We start from the raw sequence: 18,674 nt of genomic DNA, 5'->3' as shown, positions 1-18,674 counted from the left end.
TTGAATCGACTTCAAGGAGAAACCCATGAAAACCCTGACCATCCTCGACCTGGCCCGCAGCGAACAGCTCGACCGCCCGACCATGGCTGCCGTGCGCGGCGGCTGGAAAATGGGCGCACCCGCTTACGGCTACGGCGACCTGAAGCTTGCAGGCAGCTTCGATTCCTCGATCAACGCCACCCAGAACCTGGCGCAGATGCAGGAAGTATTGACGGCCACCGCCAACGGGTCGGCTTTCGTGCACGGCTTGCACGTCGACAGCGACGTCGACCAGCGCGGCGAAAACAAGATCGTAGGCTGACCCACCAATGCGATCGTTTTGTTCTACACTGGGGAGACCGGCCCCGCTTTCCCCAAGTGTAGACCTTCCGTTCAACCTGGAGGCACATCATGGCCAGCATTACCATCGGCGACCTGCCCAATAGCGCCACCCTCGACCGCAAGGCGATGTCGGCCATCCGCGGCGCCGGCGCACCCTGGGTGTTCGGCTGGATCCGGCCTTTCGTGCCCGCGTCCAGCAGCCAGTTCCCGGTCATTAACTTCTATCAGATCAACAATTTCGCCGACCAGATGATCAACCAGTTCCAGACGGTCTCCGTGAACAATACCGGCGCCGGCGCCACGCTCAATGTCGTGGTGGACGAAAGCAGCGTGAACAACTCGCTGCTGCGCTAGCCGCGGAAGGACACCCAACCTGGACGATGCGATGGACGCTGGCAGCGACATGCATTGGACTTCAGCCGCGCGCACCGACGTCGGCCTGGTGCGCAGCCGCAATGAGGACGCGTTTCTCGCGCAGCCGCAGCGCGGCCTGTGGGCGGTGGCGGACGGGATGGGCGGCCATGCCTACGGCGACTTCGCGAGCAAGGCCGTCGTCGATGCGCTCGCCAGCCTGCCGGCCCAGGCCACGCTCGCCAGCCTGGTCGACAGCGCGCGCGCCCAGCTGGCGCAGGTGAACGAGGCCCTGCGCCTGGAAGCACGGGTGCGCCAAGTGCCCGTGATCGGCTCCACCGTCGTCGCCCTGCTCGCCTGCGGCGTGGAAGCTGCCTGCCTGTGGGCCGGCGACAGCCGCATCTACCTGTGCCGTCAGGGCCGCCTGCAGCAGCTCACGCGCGACCACAGCCAGCTCGAAGCGCTGAAGGACAGCGGCGCCGACATGACCATGGCTGCAGCGAGCCCCAACATGATCACACGCGCGATCGGCGCGGCCGATGCGATCGACTTCGACATCGCCACCCTGGTGGTGCGCGACGGCGACCTGTTCCTGCTTTGTAGCGACGGCCTCAGCACCCCGGTCGAGGAAGGCCAGATCGCGGCGGCGCTGGCACCGGGGGACTGCATCGCCGCCGCCAACGAACTGATCGCGCTGGCGCTGGCCAATGGCGGGCGCGACAACATCACGGCGATCGTGGTGCGGGCCGACGATATGTCGAGCGACAAGACGGTGGTCAACCCAGCGCTTTGATTGTCCGATCTTAGTGGTGCTTCCGAAAATCCTTCGAGTGCAGCCCATGCTTCTTGAGCAGGATCTGCAGGTGCGAGCGGTTCATGTCCCAGCGCCTGGCCAGTTCCGCCACGGTGCCGCCGACTTCCTGCAGGCCGCGCTCGAGGCAGCTGCGTTCGGCCTCGTCGCTGGCCAGACGCTTGGCCTCGGCCAGTGACACCCCTTGCGAGGCCGCTTCAGGCGTTACGATCGCGGCGGGCCGCGCGGGACGGATATCCTCCGGCAGATGCGCGAGGTCGGCCGTCTCGCCGGCCAGGCAGGAAATGCGGTACATGATGTTGCGCAGTTCGCGGATATTGCCGGGATACGGATACTGCAGCAGGAAGTTACGCAGGCGCGGGCTCAAGGCGACCGGCGGGCGTTTCAGTGCTTCGCTGGCTTCGTCGCCATACCAGGCGATCAGGAGCGGAATCTCGTCGCGCCGTTCGCGCAGCGGCGGCAGGGTCACGTGGATCACGCTGAGCCGGTAGAAGAGGTCTTCGCGGAAGCTTCCTTGCTCGATCAGGCGGCGCAGGTTCTTGTTGGTGGCGGCGACGATGCGCGCATCCACATTGATCGTTTCGTCCGAACCGACGCGCTGGATCTCGTGCGACTGCAGCACGCGCAGCAGCTTCACCTGGCCCGGCAAGGGCAGCTCGCCGATCTCGTCAAGAAAAATGGTGCCCTTGTGCGCGCTTTCGAACTTGCCCTTGCGGTCGTTCGCCGCGCCGGTAAAGGCGCCGCGCTTGTGGCCGAACAGTTCGGACTCGAGCAGGTTGTCGGGAATCGCGCCGCAGTTGACCGAGATATAGGGTTTATCGGCCCGGGCGCCGTTGGCGTGGATGACTTTTGCCATCAGCTCCTTGCCGGTGCCGCTCTCGCCGTCAACCAGCACCGGCAAGTCGGTGGGCGCCGCTTTTTCCGCGATCTCCAGCGCGTCGAGCAGTTTGGGATTGTCGCCGAAGGTGCCTTCGAAGACGAAACTGCGCGCCAGCAGCGCCTGGCGCCGTTCGCCCGTCGACAGTTCCGCCGGCGGGTGCTCGACCGGGCTGTCGGCGCGCCGGTCGCCGCCGAGCGCCTGCACGAAGCGCTCCTTGTGCGACAGTCCCATGACTTCATCGCGCAGGGCATTCGACTGGCGCAGCAGCTTTTCGACGTCCGGCCGTTCGAGCCTCGTGGCCCAGCGCAGGGTCGAGCGCATGATTTCGATCTTTTCCAGCAGGGCCGCGTACGACATCGCGGACCCGCGCTCGCCGCCGGGGTTGTACAGTTTCATGCCGCACCCAACTGCTTCTGTACCAGCTCGTAATACATGCCGCGCCGCGCCAGCAGCTCGTCGTGGCGCCCCTGCTCGACGATCTTCCCCTCGAACAGCACCACGATCTTATCGGCCCGCATGATGGTACTCAGGCGGTGGGCGATGATGACGGCCGTGCGGCCATACAAAATCTTCTCCATGTTGGCCATGATGTTGCTCTCGGACTGGGTGTCGAGCGCCGAGGTCGCCTCGTCGAAGACCAGCAGGCGCGGGTCGTGGTAAAGCGCACGCGCGATGCACAGCCGCTGCACCTGGCCGCCGGACAGGCCCACGCCGCGCTCGCCCACCACCTGTTCGTACCCGAGCGGCAACTTCGAGATGAAGGCATGGGCGTCCGCCATCTTCGCCACTTCCTCGATGCGGCGCCGGTCCGGGCTGTCGTCGCCGCTGGCGATGTTCTCGGCAATCGTCCCCGAGAACAGCAGGTTGCTCTGCATGACATAGCCCACTTGCGCCCGGTAGTAATCCTTGTCGATCACGCTCATGTCGTAGCCGTCGACAAAAATCTTGCCATCGCTGGGCGGATAGAAGCCGACCAGCAGCTTGGCCAGCGTGGTCTTGCCCGAGCCGCTGCGCCCGACCACCGCGACCAGCTCGCCCGGCTTGATCTCGATGCTGATGTCTTCCAGCACCCAGGGCGTATCCTCGCCGCCGTAACGGAAATACATGGATTCAAACCTGAGTTCGCCCTGCAGGTCGGGCAGCACCACGCGCGAGGCGAGATCGGCCGGCTTTTGCTCGGGTTCGATATCGAGCACGTCGCCCAGGCGCTCCATGGCGACGGTGGCGTCGGCCATGCGGCTCCACAGGCCGACCAGTCCCATCAGGGGCCCGAGCACGCTGCCCATCAGGGCATTGAAGGCCATCAGCTGGCCGATGGTGAGCTCGCGCGCCAGCACCAGGGTGGCGCCCGCCCACAGGATCACGATGGTGGTGGCCGAATTGAGAATCTGGCTGGCCAGGCCGACCAGGATATTGAAGGACTGGGCGCGGTACTGCATCTCGAGCGCCTTGACGTATTTCTTTTCCCATTTCAGGCGCACCGGGCGCTCGCTGCCCATGCCCTTGATGGTCTCGATGCCGCCCAGCGCCTCCATCAGGAAGGACTGGGCGTCGGTCGAGACGTTGAACACCTCGCGCGCGTAGTCCTTGATTTTTGGGGTCACCAGCACGGTGAGCGCGATGATCGGAATGACGAAGCCGATCAGGAGCAGCGTCAACTTGACGTTGTAGAGGAAGAGGATGGTGAAATAAATGAAGACCATCAGCAGGTTGAGCAAGGTGGTCACCGTCGACTCGGTGAGGAAGGCGCGGATGGTCTGGTTTTCGGAAAAGCGGGCCAGGATGTCGCCCGTCTTGCGCTTGGCGAAGAAGGAATACGGCAGTGACATCGTGTGCTTGAAGAACTGCGCCATCATCGAAAAGTCGAGGTTGCGCACCATGTAGTTCGACAGATAGGCGCGCAGGGTCGACATGATCTGGCTGAACACGGTGGAAATCACCAAGCCCAGGATCAGCAAGTGCAGCAGGCCGATGTTCTGGTGCACCAGCACGCCGTCGAGGATGTTCTGGATGATCATCGGCGGCACGATGCCCAGCATCTGGATGACGAAGGTAGCCAGAAAAAGCTGCAGCAGGATCTTGCGGTAGGGCTGCAGGTAGCTGACAAAACGCAGCCAGGGCGAGCGTGCCGCTTCCAGCTGCACCAGCTGCTGCCCCGGCGTGAAGACGAGGCAGGTGCCGCTCCAGCCGCGCTCGAACTCCTCCACGCTCATCTTGCGAAAGCCCACCGCCGGGTCGGCCATCCACACCTGGTTCGGCGAGACGCCATACACGATGACGTAGTGGTAGCCCTCCCAGTGCGCAATGAAAGGCAGCTCGAAGCCGAGCAGCGCGTCGAAGGTGCATTGCACGCCGCGCGCCCCGAAGCCCAGGGCCTCGCCCGCGCGCGCCAGGCTGTCGAGCGTCGCGCCCTGCGTGGTCACGTTGGCCAGCTCGCGCAGCTTACCGAGCGTCATGTTGATGCCGTAGTGGCGGCACAGCATGGCCAAGCAAGCTGCGCCGCAATCCATCTCCTCGGCCTGTTCGACCAGGGCAAAGCGCTTGATGATCTTTTCGCCGGCCTTCGGGGTAGAGGCCAGGTCGAGGATGACGGGGCGCTTGCGGCGCTCGGCCAGCCGCTTCTGGCGATGCAGTTCGCGCTCGAAGAAGCGCACGCGCTCCTCGATCACCTCGCGAAATTTCGCATTGCGCTCAAGGATGAAATGGGCCGATTTTTCCGGGATGACGAGCAGGACGCTTTCGGAGGCCGCCACCACCTGGGCCGGCTGCTCCTGGCGCATCAGGCAGGCTTTTTCGCCGAAGATCTCGCCGGGACCGAGCGTGGCCAGCACATACTCGTCGGCGCCGTCGTGATAGACCACGCGCACCTGGCCCTGGCGCACCACGTACAGGCGCCGGTCGTCGCGCGCGTCCTGCTTGAGGATCTCCTTGCCGGCGCCGACCCGCTTGACGCCGACGCTGCGCACGAATTCTTCCAGCTCGGGCTTGCTCACCTTGCCGCGCAGGTCGAACAGGCGCGCCACCAGGCCGCCGGCCGAGCTGATCGCCACATAGTTGTTGATGAAGTCGAGCGCCGCGCTGTTGCGGGCGATGGCGGGTTCGATTGCAGTGCGCGGAATGAACCAGAGTTCGGTCTTGAGGGCGGCGCGCGCCGACAGTTCATGCCGGTAGGGGCGCAGCATGGCCACTTCGGCGAATACCTCGCCGGTTTTGCGCACCCCCATGCTGATTTCCTTGCCGTGCTCTTCGCCGAACACGCGCACCGAGCCCGACTTGATGACGTACAGGCCCTCGGCCGCGTCGCCGGCGCTGCAGATGGCGTCGCCGAAGGCATAGGTGCGCGTTTCGATGCTTTCCGCAAGCTGGTCCAGCTCTTCCGGCGTGAAGACGGACAGGATTTCGACCGAGGCCAGGAACTCGCTCGATGCCTGGCGCTGTTGCGCTGAGGTTTCCATGTGGTTGACTGCCGGTCAGCGCGTCGTTCGGGCGGCCTGTCTTTGCTCAGCGCGCCGTGACGGTTTCGATGATGTGCTCCTGGGCCCGCGCGGCCAGCCATTCCTCGCGCAGCAGGCGGCGCACCTCGACCGCCGTTTCCTCGTCGAGCGTGGCCGGGTACTTGGCGTTGACGGCGAAGATTTCGTAGAGCGTGCGGTCGCTCGAAGGGAAAGGCCCCAGCAAGTCGCCGGGCGCGGCATTGAAGACGCGCGCCTCCAGGTCGGGCCGCAGCGAACCGCGCAGCACCTTGCCGATCACCCCGCCGTTCTCGCGCGCTTCGCCCACCGAGTGCTCGTTCACCATCTCGGCGAAGCTGTCCGGATCGTCCGCCAGCGCCGACATCATCTCCTTGGCCTTGCCTTCCGAGTCGAGCACGATATGGCTGATCTCGACGCTGTCGAAGCGCGGCGAGTTGAGCTTGAAGTACTGCTCGACCGCCTTCTCGCTGCAGACCTGTTCCATCATCTTTTCGTGGTACAGGCCGTCGGTGACGAAGTCTTCGAATTCGTCCAGGCTCACCCCGAGCGCGTCGAGGTAATGGTTCATGTCGGCGGCCCGGTGCAGGCCCTGGATGCGGCGGAACTGGTCGGCCCGCTCCTGGATGTCTTGCGGCGCAATCTGCAGGCCCTGCTTTTTCGCTGCGTGCACGGTCAGCTTCTCGCGCACCAGCTGCTCGACAAGTCCCTCGAACTGCCCGGTGAGTTTCAAAGTTCGGATGAAGTAATCGGTATCGATGACTTCATCGTCGATGCGAACGATCCCGGCCATACCATCTCCTCGGCGTCTATCCCCCTATGCATGGGACTCCCAGGCCGGAGATTTGTTCCATGGACGGCAGGCCGGCCCGGTTCAGCCAGGCTTGACCCTGGTGAAGCCGTCCGCGCTCCAGCCCTCGCTGCCCACGCCATGGTGAACGACGAAGAGCCCGTCCGGATCGACCGCCGCCTTGATGCGCGCCAGGCGCGCGTAGTTGCCACCCCAGTAAGCCTGCTGCCAGCGCGGCTGGAAGTAGTCGCTTTCCGAGACATAGGCACCGGCCTCGGGCGCCGCTTTCAGCAATGCGTCCATCGCGCCGCGGATGCGTGTCGCGGCGCGGCGCGCGCGCCCCTCGTCGACCGCCGCGCCCGGCATGCCGGGAAACGCTGGTCCGCCGCCGCCGGCGATGATCGCCAACGCGAACGCATCGACGACCGCCGGGTTCATCGCCGTGTCGCGCGTCGCATCGACTGCCCACTTCGGCGCGCCGGCGATGCCCTTATTAAAATGCAGCGCGAGGTCCCACTGGGCAGCGGCCGCGCACAGCGAATCGACCAGCAGCGCCTGCTGCGTAGGCGCGAGCAGACTGGCGGGCAGCCAGGCAGACTGGTAACCGTGGATGAACCAGCCCGCCTGTTCGCCGTCGCCGGTCCAGAAATGGTGGTCGGGCGAGGCGCCGGCACGCCCGTCCACCGTCGTCAGGCCGGGCGCATGCTTCTGGAAGAACTGCGGGTCCCAAAAGTGGCGCGCGGGAATAGCCATCACGGCCGGCTCGGCAACGCTGTAATCCTTGCGCTCGCGCACCCAGGCGAAGAACGGCGCCCATGCTGCCTGTGCCTGGGCCTGGTCCAGCCCCTGGAACACCATCCCCAGCTTGAGCGTCTTGCCATCCTTGAGCGTGACGGTCTCGGCCCAGTGTTCGTTGAACAGGCTGGTGCGGTAAAACTCGACGAAGCGCGCCACCAGCGCGCGCCAGGCCTCGCCGTTGGCTGCCGTGATCTCGCCGAACACGGCGCCGAAGAAGGCCGGCAGCGCATGCGTGCGCAGGGTCAGGCGCGTGATCACGCCGAAGCTGCCGCCGCCGCCGCCCTTGAGCGCCCAGAACAAATCGGGATTGGTGCAGGCGTTGGCGATGCGCACTTCGCCATCGGCGGTCACGACTTCGGCCTCGATCAGGCTGGCCGCGGCCGTACCGAAGCCCTTTGAAAAATTGCCGAAGCCGCCGCCCGACACCAGCCCCGCCACCCCGACCGTGGTGCAGCCGCCGCCCTGCACGTAGCGCCCGCCGCGCGTGGTGACCTCGGCATAGGCATCGGCCCACATGGCGCCGGCGCCGACGTGCACGGCGCTCTGGCTCGACGCTTGCGGGCAGCCTTGCGCAACAAACGAGTCGACCATCGTGACCTTGTTCATCTTGCGGGTCCAGACCAGCAGCGAATCGGGGGCGTTCGAGGCGCCGAAGTAGCTGTGGCCACCGCCCTTGACCACCAGGCGCAGGTTGTGGCGGCGCGCGAATTTCACGGCGGCGGCCACGTCCGCAGCATCGCGCGCGGCCACCGCATAGGCGCTGGCGCGCGAGGTCCAGGCGTCCTGCCAGCCGCTGGTCTGGGTCAGCGCCGGGTTGTCGCCGATGTAGTACGGGTTCTTCAGGCCGGCGAGCGCCTCGGCACGCACGGCTTCGCTCTGGCCGCGGGCGAAGGGCGGGCTCAGGGCCAGCAGGCGGCCGCCGGTTTGGGTGCGCAAGGATTGCCATTCCTTGGCGGCCGGCCATCCCGGCGTGCCGGGACGGGCGCGCCCGAGGCTGGGTCCCTTCTCCGCGCCTTTGGCCAGCGCCGCGGCAGGCAGCGCCGCTTGCAGCAGCGCGGCGGACATCGAAGCTCCCAGCAGTTCCCGTCTTTTCATCCCGATCCCCTGTGCTTGTTCGCGGCCGGCTGCCGCTAAAGTTTCCCAGAGGATAACAACTTAACAAGCTTGGCACAAACGTTTTGTAACCGGCAGTATTGGCGGCCTTGGCCTGCTGCTTCTGGCACAATGTCGGCGCTGCCCTCACCTCGAAACACACCGCACACCATGTACTCCGAACTGAACCGCGCGTCGATCATCACGCTCGTCAACGATTTTTATACCGACATCCGCCAGGACGCGCTGCTGGCGCCCATCTTCACCGGCGCCATCAAGGACCACTGGGAACCGCACCTGGGGCGCATGGTCGACTTCTGGTGCTCCGTCATGCTGGCCAGCGGCGAATTCAAGGGCAATGTCTTCGGCAAGCACATGCAGATCCAGGGCGTCGAGATGGCGCATTTCCGGCGCTGGCTGGCGCTGTTCGAGACGCATGTGCGCAGATTGTTCGCGCCGGAGGTGGCGGACGAGTTCATGCTGGTGGCGCGGCGGATTGCCGCAAGCCTGCAGTATGGGTATTTCGGACAGGCCGAGGTCGGCTGAGCCTGCCTTACGGCGCGCTAGCCTCTTCCCGGCGGCTGCGCACCGGGTTCTTCGGGTTTGCAAAGTCCTTCAGCACCTCGCGCGCTGCGTTATGGCCCGGCGCCCCTGTGACGCCGCCGCCCGGATGCGTCCCCGAGCCGCAGGTATATAGCCCTGCCACCGGCCCGCGATAATCCGCATGCCCCAGCATCGGGCGCGCCGCGAACAGCTGATCCAGCCCGAGCGCGCCGTGGAAGATATCGCCGCCCACCAGGCCAAAGGTGCGCTCGAGGTCCAGCGGGCTCATGATCTGGCGCCCGAGTACGGAAGATCTGAATCCCGGCGCATGCCGGTCGACCGTCGCTATCATCAGGTCGGCCACCTCGTCCCGGTGGTCGTCCCAGCTCGCGCCGTCGGGCAGCTGGGGTGCGACGTGCTGGCAGAACAGGCTGGCCACGTGCTGGCCGGGCGGCGCAAGTGTTTGATCTAGTGTCGAAGGAATCAAAACCTCGACGATCGGCTCGCGCGACCAGCCGAAGCTGCGCGCGTCGTGGTAGGCGCGCTCCATGTACTGCAGGCTGGGCGCGATGATGATGCCGCTGCCGTGGTGCTCGGCGGCCTCCCGGCCCGGCAGGCAGCTGAAGCTGGGCAGCTCCGACAGCGCCACGTTCATGCGGAAGCTGCCGGAGCCGCAGCGCCAGGCCTGCATGCGGCGCAGGAAGTCGTCGGGCAGCGCGGCCGGGTCCACCAGCTTGGTGTACAGCAGGCGCGGGTTCAGGTTCGACACGACCACCCGGGCGTTCAGGCGTTCGCCCTTGGCGGTAACGACGCCGGTCGCGCGCCCTTTTTCCAGCAACACTTCGTCCACCGCGCAATCGGTACGGATCTCGACGCCGAGCTGTTGGGCGGCCTTCGCCATCGCCTGCGTGATCGCGCCCATGCCGCCGATCGCGTGGCCCCAGGCGCCCTTCTTGCCATTGACTTCGCCGAACACGTGGTGCAGCAGCACATAGGCAGATCCCGGCGAGTACGGACTGGCGTAATTGCCCACCACGCTGTCGAAACCATACGCCGCCTTGATCGGCGCGCTCTCGAACCAGCCGTCCAGGTAGTCGCCGGCCGATTTGGTGAACAGGTCGAGCAGTTCGCGCTGGTTCGACAGCGACAGCTTGCGCATGCGGTTGCCAAGCTTACCCGCCTTGATCAATTCGGGCAGCGCCGTGAGCCAGCTGCCCTGCCCCAGGTTGGGGGGCGTTTGCAGCACCAGTTCGCGCAGCAGGTCCGCGGCCTCGTCGAGGTGCCGGCCATAGGCGTCGAGGCGGTCGGCATCTCGCTGGGAGAATTTGGCGACTTCGGCAAGGGTGCGGCCGGCGCCGATCTTCAGGTAGCGCCCGTCCTGCGTGGGCAGGAAGTTGGAGAGCGGCCGCTCGACGACGCGCAGGCCATGCGCGGCCAGGTCCATGTCGTGGATGACTTTCGGGTTGAGCAGGGAGACGGTGTAGGCTGCCACCGAGTTGCGAAAGCCGGGATGGAATTCCTCGGTGACCGCCGCGCCGCCGACGACCCCTCGGGCTTCGAGCACGGTCACCTTCAAGCCGGCGCGGGCCAGGTAGAAAGCGCAGACCAGGCCGTTATGGCCGCCACCGACGATGATTGCATCACGCATCCGCTTCCTCCTTGGGTCAACGAGCCCATTGTGGCCCAAAAAGCAAGCAAATGGCACCTGTCAGGACGGCGGGGATGAAAGCGGCCGGCAAGCCCGCCGCAGCAGGCTTGTGGCCGGACTATCTGCACACGGCTTCAACTCACACGACGGTGACGCCGATATCGCCCTTGAAGATCGCCATCTGCAGCTGGAAATCGTCGACCACGCCGCCGGGGCGGCCGTCGACCAGCACGGAGATGGCGCGCCCGCCCCCTACCCTTTCCATTTCCGCGCGCGACAGCGTACGTGCTGCGCCGCCTTGCTCGTGTGCTGCCGTGGGGGTGACCGCCAGGTCCTTGATGACTAACGTTTTCATGATCGTTCTCCTCGATGTAAATGCTTGGTTGGGAATGAGCTTGCTGCCTGCGCTCGCACCCTGCCATGCATCGACCGTGCCAGGCCATGTGCCCGGGGCTGGCGCCTTTCCCGGCCACGCCGACCGTCGTGCCGCGGCCAACAATTCACGCCCGCTGGTTGGGCCGCACCCAACTGTTTATCAAGCCGGGCCAGAATTGTGGCAGGATCGTGGCTGATGCAGACTTCTTGCGCCTGTGAAGGAGCACCCCATGAGCCGGATTACCCACCTGGTCGGCAGCCGTACCTATATCTTCGCGGACCTGCGCGCGCTGCTGGCCAAGGCATCCCCGGCGCGTTCCGGCGACTTCCTCGCCGGCGTGGCGGCGGGCAGCGCCGAGGAACGCGTGGCTGCGCAGATGGCACTCAGTGCCCTGCCCTTGACCACCTTCCTGAACGAGGCCGTGGTGCCGTACGAGCTTGACGAAGTCACGCGCCTGATCCTCGACACGCATGACGCGGCGGCCTTCGCGCCGATCCGCCACCTGACCGTCGGGGACTTTCGCGACTGGCTGCTGGGCGACGAAGCCGACGAAGCGGCACTGGCCCGCATTGCCCCCGGCATCACGCCCGAGATGGCGGCCGCCGTGTCGAAAATCATGCGCATCCAGGACCTGGTGCTGGCCGCGCGCAAGTGCCGCGTCGTCACCCGCTTTCGCAGCACGATCGGCCTGGCCGGCACGCTTTCGACGCGCCTGCAGCCGAACCACCCGCTTGATGACGCCTCCGGCATCGCGGCGAGCCTGTTCGACGGCCTGATGTACGGCAGCGGCGACGCCGTCATTGGCATCAACCCGGCCACCGACAATGTGGCGCAAGTGGTCAATCTTGTCCGGATGCTGGACGACATCATCAGCCGCTATGCGATCCCGACCCAGTCCTGCGTGCTGACCCATGTGACCAACACCATGGCCGCCATCGAACGCGGGGCGCCGGTCGACCTGGTGTTCCAGTCGATCGCCGGCACCCAGGCGGCCAACGCCAGTTTTGGGGTCGACCTGGCGCTGCTGACGGAGGCGCGCGCGGCCGCCCTGTCGCTCACACGCGGCACGCTGGGCGAGAACCTGATGTATTTCGAGACCGGCCAGGGCAGCGCGCTGTCGAGCAACGCCAACCACGGCCTCGACCAGCAGACCTGCGAGGCCCGGGCGTATGCGGTGGCGCGCGCCTTCCAGCCGCTGCTGGTCAATTCGGTGGTCGGCTTCATGGGGCCGGAATACCTTTACGACGGCAAGCAGATCATCCGCGCCGGCCTGGAAGACCATTTCTGTGCCAAGCTGCTCGGCCTGCCGATGGGCGTGGACGTCTGCTACACCAACCACGCCGAAGCCGACCAGGACGACATGGACGTGCTGCTGACGATGCTGGGGGCGGCCGGCTGCAGCTTCGTGATGGGCATACCCGGCGCGGACGACATCATGCTGAACTACCAGACCACCTCCTTCCACGACGCCCTGTATGCGCGGCGCATACTCGGCCTGGAGCCGGCGCCGGAGTTCCTCGCCTGGCTGCGCGGCATGGGCATTTTTACGAACGACGCCCGGGCGACCCTGGGCCGCACGCTGCCGGCGCCCTTCCAGCGCGCGCTGCTGCAGCTGTCCTGAAGGCGCTGCCATGACCGATATCTCCGAAAAACGCGATCCCTGGCAGGCCCTGCGCCAGTTCACGGCGGCCCGCATCGCGCTCGGGCACAGCGGCGTCAGCCAGCTGACCGGCGCCCAGCTCGACTTCCAGCTGGCGCATGCGCGTGCGCGCGACGCCGTGCACGAAGCACTCGACAGCGCCGGCCTGGCCGGCGCGCTCGCGCAAGCCTGGCCGGGAGCCGCCGCCCCGCTGCTGCTGCACAGCGCCGCGCAGGACCGCAACGTCTACCTGCAACGCCCCGATCTCGGACGCAGGCTGGATGCGCCCTCGCGCACCCTGCTCGCAGCCCGCAACAAGGCCGGCGCAGGTCCTTTCGATCTGGCGATCGTCGTTGCCGACGGCCTGTCCGCGCTCGGCATCAACCAGCATGCCGCGCCGCTGCTGCAGGCCCTGCATGCGCGCCTGAAAGCGGAATCGTGGACGCTGGCGCCCCTGGCCATCGTCGAGCAGGGCCGCGTGGCGGTCGGCGACGAGGTCGGCGAGCTGCTCGGCGCGAAAATGGTCGTGGTCCTGATCGGCGAGCGGCCGGGCCTGAGTTCGCCCGACAGCATGGGTCTCTACCTCACCTGGGCGCCGCGCGTGGGCCTGACGGACGAACGCCGCAACTGCATCTCGAACGTCAGGCCGGCCGGGCTGGGCTTCGAGGAGGCGGCGGGCAAGCTGCATTACCTGTTGGGTGAAGCCCGCAAGCGCCAGCTTACCGGCATCGGACTCAAGGACGAAACGGGCGGCGCACCCGCGCTGAGCGGGACGGGCGCGCGCAGCTTCCTGCTGTAGCCGCGCCTAGCGCTCGCGCACCAGCTTGAACTGGGTGGCCTGGCGGTGGTAGTCCACGACCGCCTTTTTCACGTAGGCCGCCAGCGCGTCGCCGGTCAGGAAAAATGGATACAGCCCGGCCTGTTCGCGCATGCGGGCAAATTCGGGCTTGGCTTCCATGCGCGCGAAGGCCGCGACCCAGCGCCGGTAGTCGGCCTCAGGCACGCCCGGCCCCATCCAGACCCCGCGTGTGACCGGCCACACCACGTCGAAACCCTGCTCGCGCGCGGTCGGCACCGTGGCCAGCACGCCGGGCAGGCGCCGTTCGGACAGCACCGCCAGCACCCGCACCTTGCCGTCGCCGGAATACAGCAGGGCTTCGGAGGTATCGCCGGAGATCGCCTGCACGTGGTCCGCCTGCATCGCGACGAATTGCTCGCCGCCGCCCTCCAGGGCGACGAAGCGCAGTTTGCGCGGATCGATGCCGGCCAGGCGCGCCAGCATCGCCATCTTGATCCAGTCCTGGCTGCCGACGGTGCCGGACATGCCGATCAGGACCCGCTGCGGATCGAGTTTCAGCGCCGCGACCAGGTGGCCGAGCGTGCGGTAAGGCGAATCGGCGCGCACCGCGATCATGCCGTAGTCGGCGCCGAAGGCCGCGACCCAGCGCACGTCGCCCACCTCGGCCTTGCCGAATTTGCCAAGCGCCAGGTTCAAGACCGAGCCGCCGGAAAACGCCACCAGCGTATTCGGTTCGCCGCGGCGCTGCGACACCATGGTGCGCCAGGCAACGGCGCCGACGCCGCCGGGCATGTAGCTGAGCTTGAGCTCGGGGACGCCCGGCGTGCCGGCCATCCCCTTGCGCACCAGCTTGCAGGTGAGGTCCATCGCGCCGCCCGGCTTGGACGGAATCAGGCATTGCGCGTCCGGCTGCGCCAGGGCGGCGGCAAACGGTGCGAAGGAGGCCAGCAGCAGGAAAGCCAGGAGGGCGCGCAGTAGGTTCATGCTCCACATCATAGCGCGCTGGCGACTGCCGCGCTCCCCCGACCTTTCCGAACCGGGCGCTTTGCGCTTACACTGGCGCGATGAGAATCCTGTTAGTCGAAGACCACGTCGAGCTGTCGCACTGGGTGTCGAAAGCCCTGGGCGACGCCAACCTCACCGTCGAATGCGCGGCCACCGGCGCCGATGCCGACGCCCTGCTGCATACCCAGGACTATGCACTGGTGATCCTGGACCTGACCCTGCCGAAGATGGACGGGCTGGACGTGCTGCGCCGCCTGCGTGCGCGCGGCGGCGCGCGGGGCGGCACGCCGGTCCTGATCCTGACCGCCCGCGGCGGGGTCGAAGAAAAAGTGCAAGGCCTGAACCTGGGCGCCGACGACTACCTGGCCAAGCCCTTCGAGCTGGCCGAACTGGAAGCGCGCGTAAAGGCGCTGCTGCGCCGGCGCAGCGGCAACGAGGCGCTGGTGCACCGCTGCGGCCAGCTCGGCTTCGACACCGTCTCGCGCATGTTTCAGTATTGCGGCGAGCCGCTGGCCCTGACGCCGCGCGAGCACGCCGTGCTCGAAGCCCTGATCGCGCGTCCGGGCCGCGCGCTCTCGAAAGAAAAGCTGTTCGACGAAGTCTTTGCGCTGAACGACGACGTCAACCTCGACGCCATCGAGCTGTATATCCACCGCATCCGAAAAAAACTCGAACGCCGTCCCGAAGGCGGCGCGGCCATCGTCACGCTGCGCGGGATCGGTTACCTGCTGCAGGAACGCCCGCCCGCCTAGGACCCGGCATCCCATGGCCCTCCCTGCTTTCCTGCGGCGCCGCGCCGGCGCCATGGCAGCCGGCGCCAAGCCGCTCGGCAGCCTGCGCGGCGAGCTGCTGCGCTGGCTGATCCTGCCGCTGATACTGCTGGTCGGCCTGAACGCGGTCTCGCTCTACCGCGATGCGCTGGAGGCGGCCGACGTCGCCTACGACCGCTCGCTGCTGTCCTCCACGCGCGCGCTGGCCGAACGGGTCTCGGTCAAGGACGGCAAGGTGGCGGCCGACGTGCCCTATGTCGCCCTCGACAGCTTCGAGACCGACACCCTGGGGCGGATCTACTACAAAGTGACCGGCTTGCGCGGCGAAACCGTGTCCGGCTATGGCGACTTGCCGGCAGTGCCGAAGGACGTGCCGCGCAGCGACCTGTATCCGGCCCTGGTGCGCTTCTACCACGCCGACTACAACGGCGAGCGGGTGCGCATCGCGGCCCTGCTGCAGCCGGTCTACGACGATTCGATGCGCGGCATCGCCCTGATCCAGGTCGGCGAAACACTCGACGCGCGCCGCGCTCTCTCCCGCCGCATCCTCGTCAATACGCTGCTGCGCCAGGCCTTGCTGGTGCTGGCGGTGGCCAGCCTGGTGTGGTTCGCGGTGCGCCTCGTGCTGCGCCCGCTCATGCGACTGAAGAACGAGGTCGAGACGCGCGCCTTGTCCGACCTGTCGAACATCGACGAAGCCCTGGTGCACAAGGAAGTGCGCCCGCTGGTGGCGGCGATGAACGGCACCATGGCGCGCCTGCAGCACCTGATCGCCAGCCAGCGCCGCTTCATCGCCGACGCTTCGCACCAGTTGCGCACCCCGCTGGCGGTGCTCAAGACCCAGGCCGAACTGGCCCTGCGCGAAAACGACCCCGCCGCCATGCGCGCGATTGTCGGGGCGATCGCCGGCACCACCGATTCGGCCATCCACCTGGCCAACCGCCTGCTGATGCTGGCGCGGATCGAGCATGGCAGCGGCAGCGGCGACACGGGGCCGGTTTCGCTGGCCCAAATCGCCGGACAGGTCGGGCTGGAGCTGGCCCTGCCGGCGGTGCAGAAAGGGATCGACCTGGCCCTGGAAGCGGCGGACGGCGAGGACACCGTCGTCAATGGCCAGGCCCTGCTGCTGCACGAGCTGGTCTCGAACCTGGCCGACAACGCGATCCGCTACACCCCGCCCGGCGGCAGCGTGCTGCTGCGCGTCGCCCGCCAGGCGCCGGGCGTGCTGCTCGAAGTACTCGACAGCGGCCCCGGAGTCGATCCGGCCGACTACGACAAGGTGCTGACTCCGTTTTATCGCGCCCAGGCGACGATGGACGCCAATCCGGGCGGCACCGGCCTCGGGCTGGCGATCGTGCGCGACATCGCCCAGCTGCACGGCGCCACCCTCTCCCTGGGCGCGGCCGAGGGAAGCGGTGGCCTGAAAGTGAGCGTGCTGTTCCCGCACGAGGCGCCGCGTCCCGCACGCACTGAAAGCTGATTGAAAGGCTGGCGCGCCTATAGTCGATGCAAACAAAGCAGCATCACGATGACAACAGCCGGAGACACCATGCAGCACCCTGCCCCCGCGCGCCCTTGCGGCGCCGCACTCCCCCGGCCGTTCCCTCACCGTCCACTGGTTTCGTTGACCGCGCTGGCCTGAGCCGTTTCGCGCCCGGTTCCGCATGGCGCGGGCCTGGCCTGGCAATCCACGCGCATTCGCACCAACCAACGACGGGCCTCACGGGCCCCGATGCAGACAGGTCGAGCACCTGTCAGGAGAACGACAATGTTGACCGCCCTGGCCTATTCGATGGTCGTCGTATTCATGTTCCTGATCATGACCAAGCGCCTGCCGGCGCTGGTGGCGCTGATCGTCGTGCCGATCGCTTTCGGCTTGATCGGCGGCTTCGGCGCCGAACTGGGCCCCATGATGCTCGCCGGGATCAAGAGCCTGGCGCCGACCGGCGTCATGCTGATGTTCGCCATCCTCTATTTCGGCATCATGATCGACGCCGGCCTGTTCGACCCGGTGGTGCGCAAGATCCTGAAAGTCGTCGGCGGCGACCCGATGAAAATCGTGGTCGGCACCGCGGTGCTGGCGATGTTCGTCTCGCTCGACGGCGACGGCGCCACCACCTACATGATCACGGTGTCGGCCATGCTGCCGCTGTATAAACGCCTCGGCATGAGCCGCCTGATCCTGGCCTGCGTGATCATGCTGGCCGGCGGCGTCTTCAACATCCTGCCCTGGGGCGGCCCGACGGCGCGCGCCGCCAGCGCCCTGGGCGTCGAGGTCAGCGACATCTTCGTGCCGATGATCCTGCCGATGGCCGTCACCTCGGTCTGGGTGCTGTTCGTCGCCTACATGCTGGGCATGAAGGAGCGCAAGCGGATCGGCACGGTCACGCTGGCGCCGCAAGCCAAGGCCCAGAAAGCCGCGGCGCAGCAGCCTGCCTACGCCGACTTCGCCGTCGCGGCCAAGATGGACGGCACCACCGGCCAGATCGCCGCGCCCTATGCCGCCGCAGGCCGGGAAAACAATGTGCATGCACTGCCGGGGAGCCGCGGCGCTGCGTCCGCCGCCATCACCGGTTCGGCCGCCAGCTTCGACGGCGGCGCCGGACCGGACCTGCCGAGCCTCGACGCGAGCATCGCGCGTCCCAGGCTGATCTGGGTGAACTTCCTCCTCACCGCCGCCCTGATGGGCCTCCTGATCACGGGCGCCCTGCCGCTGCCGGTGCTGTTCATGATCTTCTTCGCGATCGCCATCATGATCAACTATCCCGGCCTGCAGGAGCAAAAGGAGCGCATCGCCTCGCATGCGGCCAACGTGCTGCCGGTCGTGTCGCTGATTTTCGCCGCCGGCATTTTTGTCGGCATCCTGCAAGGCACCAAGATGGTCGATGCGATCGCCAACAGCGTGATTGCCGGCGTGCCGGAATGGATGGGTCCTTACCTGGCCATCGTCACGGGCGTACTCAGCATCCCCTTCACCTTCTTCATTTCGAACGACGCTTTTTACTTCGGCATCGTGCCGATCCTGGCCAAAGCGGCCGCCGTGTACGGCATCAGCGCCGCCGAAATCGGCCGCGCCGCGATCATCGGCCAGCCGGTCCACCTGCTCAGCCCTTTGGTGGCGTCGACCTATCTGCTGGTCGGCCTGTCGGAAGTCGAATTCGGCGACCACCAGCGCTATACCCTGCTCTGGTCGATCACGGCCGCGCTGGTGATGCTCGCAGCCGCAGTCGTCTTCGGCGTGATTCCCCTGGTCGGCGGTGCCTAGCCTCCCCTGCACGAGCCCATAAAAAAAGGTTCATCACGGATTTCCGGGATGACCGTGTTGTAAACGCAAGAGAGCGGTAAGGAAGAGTTATTGTGTTTGTGCGACCAAACCCAACC

Annotated in this window: 16 protein-coding genes; 9 read left to right on the top strand and 7 right to left on the bottom strand. The window is 66.7% G+C overall.

The features are described from left to right. Window positions 1-25: 25 nt before the first annotated feature. The 3 genes from NMB41_RS11225 (at window position 26) to NMB41_RS11215 (ending at window position 1,465) form a co-directional block, all read left to right on the top strand. A complete protein-coding gene (locus tag NMB41_RS11225) occupies window positions 26-301 on the top strand; it encodes a hypothetical protein (RefSeq protein ID WP_494382523.1) in 276 nt (91 codons plus the stop codon). A gap of 89 nt (window positions 302-390) precedes the next feature. Further along, window positions 391-675: a hypothetical protein gene (locus NMB41_RS11220; protein WP_494382522.1), complete on the top strand. Its 285-nt coding sequence runs from the start codon at window positions 391-393 to the stop codon at window positions 673-675. A gap of 31 nt (window positions 676-706) precedes the next feature. Then, window positions 707-1,465: a PP2C family protein-serine/threonine phosphatase gene (locus NMB41_RS11215; protein ID WP_494382521.1), complete on the top strand. Its 759-nt coding sequence runs from the start codon at window positions 707-709 to the stop codon at window positions 1,463-1,465. A 10-nt stretch (window positions 1,466-1,475) separates the two neighbouring features. Here the strand turns inward: NMB41_RS11215 and NMB41_RS11210 are convergent, their stop codons facing one another. The 4 genes from NMB41_RS11210 to NMB41_RS11195 form a co-directional block, all read right to left on the bottom strand. After that, a complete protein-coding gene (locus tag NMB41_RS11210) occupies window positions 1,476-2,759 on the bottom strand; it encodes a sigma-54 interaction domain-containing protein (RefSeq protein ID WP_494382520.1) in 1,284 nt (427 codons plus the stop codon). Next, complete coding sequence (locus NMB41_RS11205; protein WP_494382519.1) at window positions 2,756-5,818, bottom strand: peptidase domain-containing ABC transporter; 3,063 nt, start codon at window positions 5,816-5,818, stop codon at window positions 2,756-2,758. Before NMB41_RS11205 ends, NMB41_RS11210 begins: the two co-directional genes overlap by 4 nt. 46 nt (window positions 5,819-5,864) lie before the next feature. Next, on the bottom strand, window positions 5,865-6,626 hold the full coding sequence (locus NMB41_RS11200) for a peptidylprolyl isomerase (RefSeq protein ID WP_494382518.1): 762 nt from the start codon (window positions 6,624-6,626) through the stop codon (window positions 5,865-5,867). Between the two features lie 81 nt (window positions 6,627-6,707). Continuing rightward, complete coding sequence (locus NMB41_RS11195; RefSeq protein ID WP_494382517.1) at window positions 6,708-8,516, bottom strand: FAD-binding oxidoreductase; 1,809 nt, start codon at window positions 8,514-8,516, stop codon at window positions 6,708-6,710. 168 nt (window positions 8,517-8,684) lie between these two features. Between NMB41_RS11195 and NMB41_RS11190 the strand changes: the two genes are divergently transcribed. Next, entirely contained in the window at window positions 8,685-9,059 is a 375-nt protein-coding gene (locus NMB41_RS11190) for a group III truncated hemoglobin (protein ID WP_494382516.1), read from the top strand. A gap of 7 nt (window positions 9,060-9,066) precedes the next feature. Here NMB41_RS11190 and NMB41_RS11185 read toward each other — a convergent pair whose 3' ends face one another. Both NMB41_RS11185 and NMB41_RS11180 read right to left on the bottom strand, forming a co-directional pair. Then, on the bottom strand, window positions 9,067-10,704 hold the full coding sequence (locus NMB41_RS11185; protein WP_494382515.1) for a phytoene desaturase family protein: 1,638 nt from the start codon (window positions 10,702-10,704) through the stop codon (window positions 9,067-9,069). 139 nt (window positions 10,705-10,843) lie between these two features. After that, a complete protein-coding gene (locus NMB41_RS11180; RefSeq protein WP_494382514.1) occupies window positions 10,844-11,059 on the bottom strand; it encodes a hypothetical protein in 216 nt (71 codons plus the stop codon). Window positions 11,060-11,309: 250 nt separating this feature from the next. Here NMB41_RS11180 and NMB41_RS11175 point away from each other — a divergent pair, with 250 nt between their 5' ends. Together NMB41_RS11175 and eutC are read left to right on the top strand one after the other, a co-directional pair. Continuing rightward, window positions 11,310-12,701: an ethanolamine ammonia-lyase subunit EutB gene (locus NMB41_RS11175; protein WP_494382513.1), complete on the top strand. Its 1,392-nt coding sequence runs from the start codon at window positions 11,310-11,312 to the stop codon at window positions 12,699-12,701. A gap of 10 nt (window positions 12,702-12,711) precedes the next feature. Further along, window positions 12,712-13,518 carry an ethanolamine ammonia-lyase subunit EutC gene (eutC, locus tag NMB41_RS11170; protein ID WP_494382512.1) on the top strand — a complete coding sequence of 269 codons (807 nt, stop codon included), beginning with the start codon at window positions 12,712-12,714 and terminating at the stop codon, window positions 13,516-13,518. Window positions 13,519-13,524: 6 nt separating this feature from the next. Here the strand turns inward: eutC and NMB41_RS11165 are convergent, their stop codons facing one another. After that, a complete protein-coding gene (locus tag NMB41_RS11165) occupies window positions 13,525-14,502 on the bottom strand; it encodes a Bug family tripartite tricarboxylate transporter substrate binding protein (RefSeq protein ID WP_494382511.1) in 978 nt (325 codons plus the stop codon). 80 nt (window positions 14,503-14,582) lie between these two features. On the opposite strand from NMB41_RS11165, the gene NMB41_RS11160 reads away from it, so the two are divergent. From NMB41_RS11160 to NMB41_RS11150, 3 genes are all read left to right on the top strand, one after another. Next, window positions 14,583-15,275, top strand: coding sequence for a response regulator (locus NMB41_RS11160; protein ID WP_494382510.1), 693 nt, complete (start codon window positions 14,583-14,585; stop codon window positions 15,273-15,275). Between the two features lie 13 nt (window positions 15,276-15,288). After that, a complete protein-coding gene (locus NMB41_RS11155; protein WP_494382509.1) occupies window positions 15,289-16,773 on the top strand; it encodes a sensor histidine kinase in 1,485 nt (494 codons plus the stop codon). A 288-nt stretch (window positions 16,774-17,061) separates the two neighbouring features. Beyond that, a complete protein-coding gene (locus NMB41_RS11150) occupies window positions 17,062-18,558 on the top strand; it encodes a CitMHS family transporter (RefSeq protein ID WP_494382508.1) in 1,497 nt (498 codons plus the stop codon). The last annotated feature ends 116 nt before the right edge of the window (window positions 18,559-18,674 follow it).

Source organism: Massilia sp. FBCC-B171, from assembly GCF_059134155.1.
Note: the sequence above shows the minus strand (reverse complement) of the source record. Positions and strands in the feature narration are given on the sequence as shown.

Excerpts from the sequence above, each read along its gene's own strand:
- NMB41_RS11195 (WP_494382517.1), bottom strand. The coding sequence starts at position 8,516 with ATGAAAAGACGGGAACTGCTGGGAGCTTCGATGTCCGCCGCGCTGCTG.
- NMB41_RS11215 (WP_494382521.1), top strand. The coding sequence starts at position 707 with ATGGACGCTGGCAGCGACATGCATTGGACTTCAGCCGCGCGCACCGAC.
- NMB41_RS11175 (WP_494382513.1), top strand. The coding sequence starts at position 11,310 with ATGAGCCGGATTACCCACCTGGTCGGCAGCCGTACCTATATCTTCGCG.
- NMB41_RS11205 (WP_494382519.1), bottom strand. The coding sequence starts at position 5,818 with ATGGAAACCTCAGCGCAACAGCGCCAGGCATCGAGCGAGTTCCTGGCC.
- NMB41_RS11220 (WP_494382522.1), top strand. The coding sequence starts at position 391 with ATGGCCAGCATTACCATCGGCGACCTGCCCAATAGCGCCACCCTCGAC.
- NMB41_RS11225 (WP_494382523.1), top strand. The coding sequence starts at position 26 with ATGAAAACCCTGACCATCCTCGACCTGGCCCGCAGCGAACAGCTCGAC.
- NMB41_RS11200 (WP_494382518.1), bottom strand. The coding sequence starts at position 6,626 with ATGGCCGGGATCGTTCGCATCGACGATGAAGTCATCGATACCGATTAC.
- NMB41_RS11165 (WP_494382511.1), bottom strand. The coding sequence starts at position 14,502 with ATGAACCTACTGCGCGCCCTCCTGGCTTTCCTGCTGCTGGCCTCCTTC.
- NMB41_RS11180 (WP_494382514.1), bottom strand. The coding sequence starts at position 11,059 with ATGAAAACGTTAGTCATCAAGGACCTGGCGGTCACCCCCACGGCAGCA.
- NMB41_RS11210 (WP_494382520.1), bottom strand. The coding sequence starts at position 2,759 with ATGAAACTGTACAACCCCGGCGGCGAGCGCGGGTCCGCGATGTCGTAC.
- eutC (WP_494382512.1), top strand. The coding sequence starts at position 12,712 with ATGACCGATATCTCCGAAAAACGCGATCCCTGGCAGGCCCTGCGCCAG.
- NMB41_RS11150 (WP_494382508.1), top strand. The coding sequence starts at position 17,062 with ATGTTGACCGCCCTGGCCTATTCGATGGTCGTCGTATTCATGTTCCTG.
- NMB41_RS11160 (WP_494382510.1), top strand. The coding sequence starts at position 14,583 with ATGAGAATCCTGTTAGTCGAAGACCACGTCGAGCTGTCGCACTGGGTG.
- NMB41_RS11190 (WP_494382516.1), top strand. The coding sequence starts at position 8,685 with ATGTACTCCGAACTGAACCGCGCGTCGATCATCACGCTCGTCAACGAT.
- NMB41_RS11185 (WP_494382515.1), bottom strand. The coding sequence starts at position 10,704 with ATGCGTGATGCAATCATCGTCGGTGGCGGCCATAACGGCCTGGTCTGC.
- NMB41_RS11155 (WP_494382509.1), top strand. The coding sequence starts at position 15,289 with ATGGCCCTCCCTGCTTTCCTGCGGCGCCGCGCCGGCGCCATGGCAGCC.